This is a genomic window from Mongoliibacter sp. (assembly GCF_007692705.1).
Classification (GTDB): Bacteria; Bacteroidota; Bacteroidia; order Cytophagales; family Cyclobacteriaceae; genus Mongoliibacter.
The window spans coordinates 1-5381 of the sequence record NZ_REBN01000285.1; the positions used below are offsets into that span (position 1 = coordinate 1).

A 5381-nucleotide genomic window follows, 5' to 3' on the forward strand; every position below is an offset into this window, starting at 1 on the left:
TCATCAATATTTTTGATAATGACGAGTTGGATGGTAGGCCACTAGACACCTCCGATATAACCCTTACGGTAATTGACATTGAGGGTGCTTTGGCTTCAGGCTTCATTATTTTGAACCAAGATCCTAATTCTGAAAATTTCGGTGCTGTATCGGTTGCTCCAGGCACACCAGCGGGTGTCTATACTTTTGACTACGAAATTACAGACAAACTGGATGGTAGAAAAGACAGGGCAACTGTTACTATCAGGGTTACTGACCCTGTAGATCCAGAGTTTGATGACTGTAGGGAATCAGCCTCTTTTGTTTGTGAAGAAAACAGTTTCAATGTTGAAGGAATATACCTGAGTGATAGCTTCGGTAATAAGATTGAAAGTGAAAGATGCGATTTCGGATCCTCATCTGAAGTATATGTTTCTGTCTCTTTGCCAAACCAATTTGAAAACACCAGGTTCGAAACCAGGCTACTGGCAGACCTATTTATCGGAGATAGCCAAGTACCGGTAAAAATCAGCGCCTTTTTGGGAACCTTGAATCCAAATCAAGAAAATCAGATCATAAGGGTAATCTCTGATAGTTTTTTATGGAATTGCGGAGATGTGCTAAGCTTGAGAAATATTCTTTTGATATGGAGAGACAATGAAGAAATCCTAAATCCTGTTTGTGAAGATTATGAATCAGCGCTTTCTGAATGTGCTGATGAGATCAAAGTACAAAGTCCTGTAATCAATGAGGAATCCTGCATTGATGCTGGCAGAATTACCGGAAGGATTGTGAATGAACAAACCGGTCAGCCAATAAGTGGTGTCCCGGTAGTCTTGAGCAAAGCTGACAGGTCGGATGGTCTGAAAATGATAGCCATCACAGGAAATAATGGCCGTTATCTATTCGAAAACCTAGTTTTTGGTAAATACTTGGTACAGGTGCAGGAAGCCAACTTAAATGCAGTTAAAGGTCTTTTTGCCGCAAGTGCTTCAGAAATGGAAGTAACGCTGGACGGATGTGTAACGCAGGCTGATGATTTTTCATATGGGACTAGCAATAGGCTCCATCTTTCCGGAATAGTATGGTATGATTCCAATGGAAATGGACAGCAGGATGAGTGGTTTGATGCCAATGATGATGGACAGGTTACCCTTAACGATCCAAGCAGGGGAGCCATTGATATCAGAGATTGGGAATGGTTTGATCTTAACGGAGATGGCAGGTACGACGGGCCTGAAAATTACGGAGAACTTAATATTGCAGGTTTTGGAAACTCTCAATCCTCAAACATCAAAGTAAATGGTCCGAATGGTTTGGACGGAGAAGCAATGATAAGTCAGTCAGGGTATTGGAACAAAGTCATTCCGGAAAATGCAGATTTTGGAGACTATACAGCCCAATTGGTAATGGATAATTTCCTTAATGAATCGGCTAAAAATATTGGGGAAACCGGATTGATCAAAACTTTGCCAAACCTTCGGGTAGCAGATTTCAACAATGTAAGAGTAGATATTCAATGTGGACTTACCACTCCTGAAGTTTTGACCAGAGAACTTTCAAGAAGTATAAAACGACATATAGATCTTCATTTTGGGATCAGGTGCCATGAAGAATTTGTGGAAATCATTGCCAACGATGATGAGTTCGGGGAGCATTTTGTGAGCTTTATGGGAACCTTGGGGAATATCCTTGACAATGACCTTCTGAATGGAAACCCCGTAACACCCGATCAGGTTGATTTTGAATTCACCGAATTGGATGGATTAATTGGTTTGAATATAGATGAAAATGGAGAATTAAGTTTATTGATACCTGGAATAAACCCTCCTGGAACATACCAATTGGAGTATGTGCTGAGGGAAAACGGTTTTCCTGAAAACTTTGACAGGGCTTCAGTCACTTTCACCTTGCTAGCAGATAATGTAGACCTGGCTGTGGAGAAAACTTCCAACGGAGTAGAAATTTTTGAAGGAGACAATTTCGAATATACAGTGACTGTCACCAACCTAGGGGAGACTAATGCAACCAATGTAGAAGTGATAGATATACTTCCATCAGGAGTCACATACGTCAGCACAGCATTCAGCTCTTCAGATAATAGCGTAGATGTAGGTATCAGGGTAGAGGGCAACAGAATCACATACACTATACCATCCTTATCAGCAGGTACAGTTTTGACCTTGACCATTTTCGTTCAAGCAGATGCCATAAACGGGCAAAACCCTTTGAATATTACCAATCAGGTGACTGTAAGCTCTGCTGAAGAAGACTTCGATATGAGTAATAACAGTGATGTTGACAGTAATGTGGTCAATGCGTTCTTCATTCCAAACGTGATCACCCCGAATGGAGACAATAAAAATGATGCTTTCGAAATCAAAGGAATCAGTAAATTCGCCAGCAATGATATTTTGATTTTCAACAGATATGGAGATCATGTTTATGAAAAGTCAAATTATGATAACAGCTGGGATGCCCCAGGTCAGGTTGCTGGCACTTATTTCTACATCTTCCAAGGCACAGATGCCGCGGGAAGAATGCACGAATTCAAAGGTTGGATACAGGTAATAAAAGATTAATTTGAAGGATCAATGAAAAATGTGCTGAAAATATATGGATGGATAGTAGTCATGGCTTTATTGCCAGTGACTATGGTATCTGGTCAGCAGTTACCACAATTCAGTCAGTACATCTTCAATGGACTTCACATCAACCCGGGATATGCTGGGTACAAAAACCAAGGTTATATTCAAAGTACTTATCGTGATCAGTGGGTTAATTTCCCAGGTGCACCACAAACATTTACTGTGACAGCTGACCTGAGTGCCAATGAGGGCCTGATGGGTTTTGGAATTTCTTTGTTGTCAGATCAGATCGGTCCTACCAATACTTCTACTGGTTTACTTACTTATGCTTACAGGATACAGACAGGAAATGAGAGTTTTCTTTCCCTTGGAGTCAGTGCAGGAGCCAGTCAATATGTAATTGATGGAAATTGGGAATTCAATGACCCCAATGACCCCAACATCCCAGAGGGAAGATTGAATATGTTTACCCCTAATATGAATGCTGGGTTATTTTTCCACACCAATAGATTTTATGCCGGTTTCAGTGCTTTCAATATGGTGGGTAAAAAAGCGCTTGAGCGAGAAGACATTGCACTGGCATTCCATGATTTTCACTTTTACCTTACAGCCGGGCTAATGGTACCTGTAGGTGACAATATTTCTTTCAAGCCAAGCTTTCTTATACGCGAGGTTCAAGGCGCACCAACAAGTTATGACATCAATGGTATGTTTTTATTTATGGAAAGACTTTGGTTGGGAGCTTCATACAGGTCCAACCTGAAAATTGGAAATGACAATTTAATGGGAAACCTGAATAACCGTACTGCTGTGGCTTTGATTGCTGAGATTTTTGCTACCGAAAACCTGAGAGTCGGCTATGCCTATGACCACAACCTCAATGCGCTCGAGAATTACCGAAATTCTTCACACGAACTTTCAGTAGGTTACTACCTAAGCTCCAGAAGTGCAAAGCTCAAAAATCCAAGATGGTTCTGATATGAAGGAGATACTCAAAATATCGACTTTAATGTTGTTGCTCCTCATGGCAACAGGCTTGGAGAAAGCTTTGGCGCAGCAATCAAAGCTCAGGTATGCCGATAAGCAATATCATTTGGAGAATTATGCCCATGCTGCAGAAGTCTATGAGCAAGCATTCCAAAAAAAGGAAAGCTACCCAACAGCGGTGAGAATTGCTGAGTCTTACAGCAAGATGAGGAATTACGATATGGCTTATTCATGGTGGGCAAAAGTGGTAGCTTTTGAGGATGCGGGTCGAGATGATTATTATCAATACCTCACAGCAGCCATGCAGGCAGGTAAAGGTATGGATGTTGAGAACTTACTGAAAGATTCTGATTTTGAAGCTTTTGATTTTCCTGAAATTGACTTTTCCAGATTGGAGCAATTGCAAGCGGAGAGGGCAAATATCAAGATCGTTTCTTTACCCGCAATCAATTCTTCGGGATCTGACTTCGGAACCAGTATTGATGAGGAGGGTAATATATACTTTACCAGCGATAGGGGGACCGTCATATCTTCTACCAAGCCCGCAATCAGGCTTGATGCCAAAAACAATATCTTCAGCAAAGAGAAAAGTGACCTGAACGATAGAGAATACTTTAGTCTTTACCGGAAAGACACGGCAGGTAATATCAGTTTACTCAATATATTGCTTGATAAAGCGCTCCATGTATCTGATCCAAGCTTAACTTCTGACGGTAAATTGATTTTTTTCACTGCAGTGACTGGTCAGAAAAAAGGAAACCGGAGGGAAGATATCTACAATTACCCCGGGATCTATTTTGGTGAGCTAAATGAAAGAGGTGAGGTGGAGAATGTACAATCCCTACCTGCAAATAATTTATTGGAATATGGGGTAATGCATCCATTCGTGGATGAGTCTGAGGGACGATTATATTTTTCTTCTAATATGCCGGGAAGTATTGGTGGCTATGATATTTATTATGTGGCTTTCGATAGTGAAATGAATTTTGGGGATATTGTGAACTTGGGCTCTCAGGTCAATACTGCTGGAAATGAAAGCCATCCATTTAGGCAGGAGGAAGATTTCTTTTTTAGCTCCGATGGCCATGCTGGTTTAGGAGGCTTGGATATTTTTAAGGCAAAATATTCAGGTGGGGAATTTTCTGAAGTTCAAAATATAGGCGTTCCATACAATAGTCCAAGAGATGATTTTGCCTATTACGTGGACTCAAAGGGTAAAACGTACCTTTCATCTGACAGAATTGGAGGTCAGGGTTTGGATGATGTCTATGGGATAGAGGATTTGAATAAAAAACTTGAGGCAAAGCTGATTGATTGTGATGGCAACCCTATCATGGAGGATTTTGAAATTTTGCTGACCCAAGATGGAAGTCAGTCTGAAATCCCAACCAAAATTGGCGATTCGAATGAAATATTAGCTGATCTTGAACCAGAAAGCAACTACGCTCTTCAGATAAAGAAGACAGGCTTTTTCTCCATAAAAGACAGTACATTAAGCACTGTAGGGTTCAAGGAAGATACCTTAAGAAGGACATATACCTTGGTCAAAATTCCTTATCAGCTTCCTGTTTACATTGATATTGTTTACTACGACCTGGATAAATCAGCCATCAGAAGAGACGCAGAGCCAATCTTGGATAAGATTGGTGAATTGATGAACAAATATGCTTTTCTTGACCTCCTTGTGGCCAGTCATACAGATTCCCGCGCCAGCCATGAGTACAATGAAAAGCTGAGTGAAAGAAGGGCAGATGCGGTAAAAGCATACCTTGCCAGATATAACGTAGATCATGAGCGGATCAGATTGGAATGGTATGGAGAGGAAAA

3 protein-coding genes are annotated in these 5381 nt (G+C 40.9%); all 3 read left to right on the forward strand.

Going from position 1 to position 5381, the window contains the following annotated elements; all coding sequences use genetic code 11:
• Nucleotides 1-2561: gliding motility-associated C-terminal domain-containing protein (locus tag EA341_RS18970; RefSeq protein WP_293016753.1), on the forward strand; the 2561-nt coding region annotated here is incomplete at its 5' end.
• A 12-nt stretch (nucleotides 2562-2573) separates the two neighbouring features.
• On the forward strand, nucleotides 2574-3545 hold the full coding sequence (locus EA341_RS18975) for a type IX secretion system membrane protein PorP/SprF (protein WP_293016754.1): 972 nt from the start codon (nucleotides 2574-2576) through the stop codon (nucleotides 3543-3545).
• 1 nt (nucleotide 3546) lies between these two features.
• A partial coding sequence (locus EA341_RS18980; RefSeq protein WP_293016755.1) for an OmpA family protein occupies nucleotides 3547-5381 on the forward strand: 1835 nt, incomplete at its 3' end.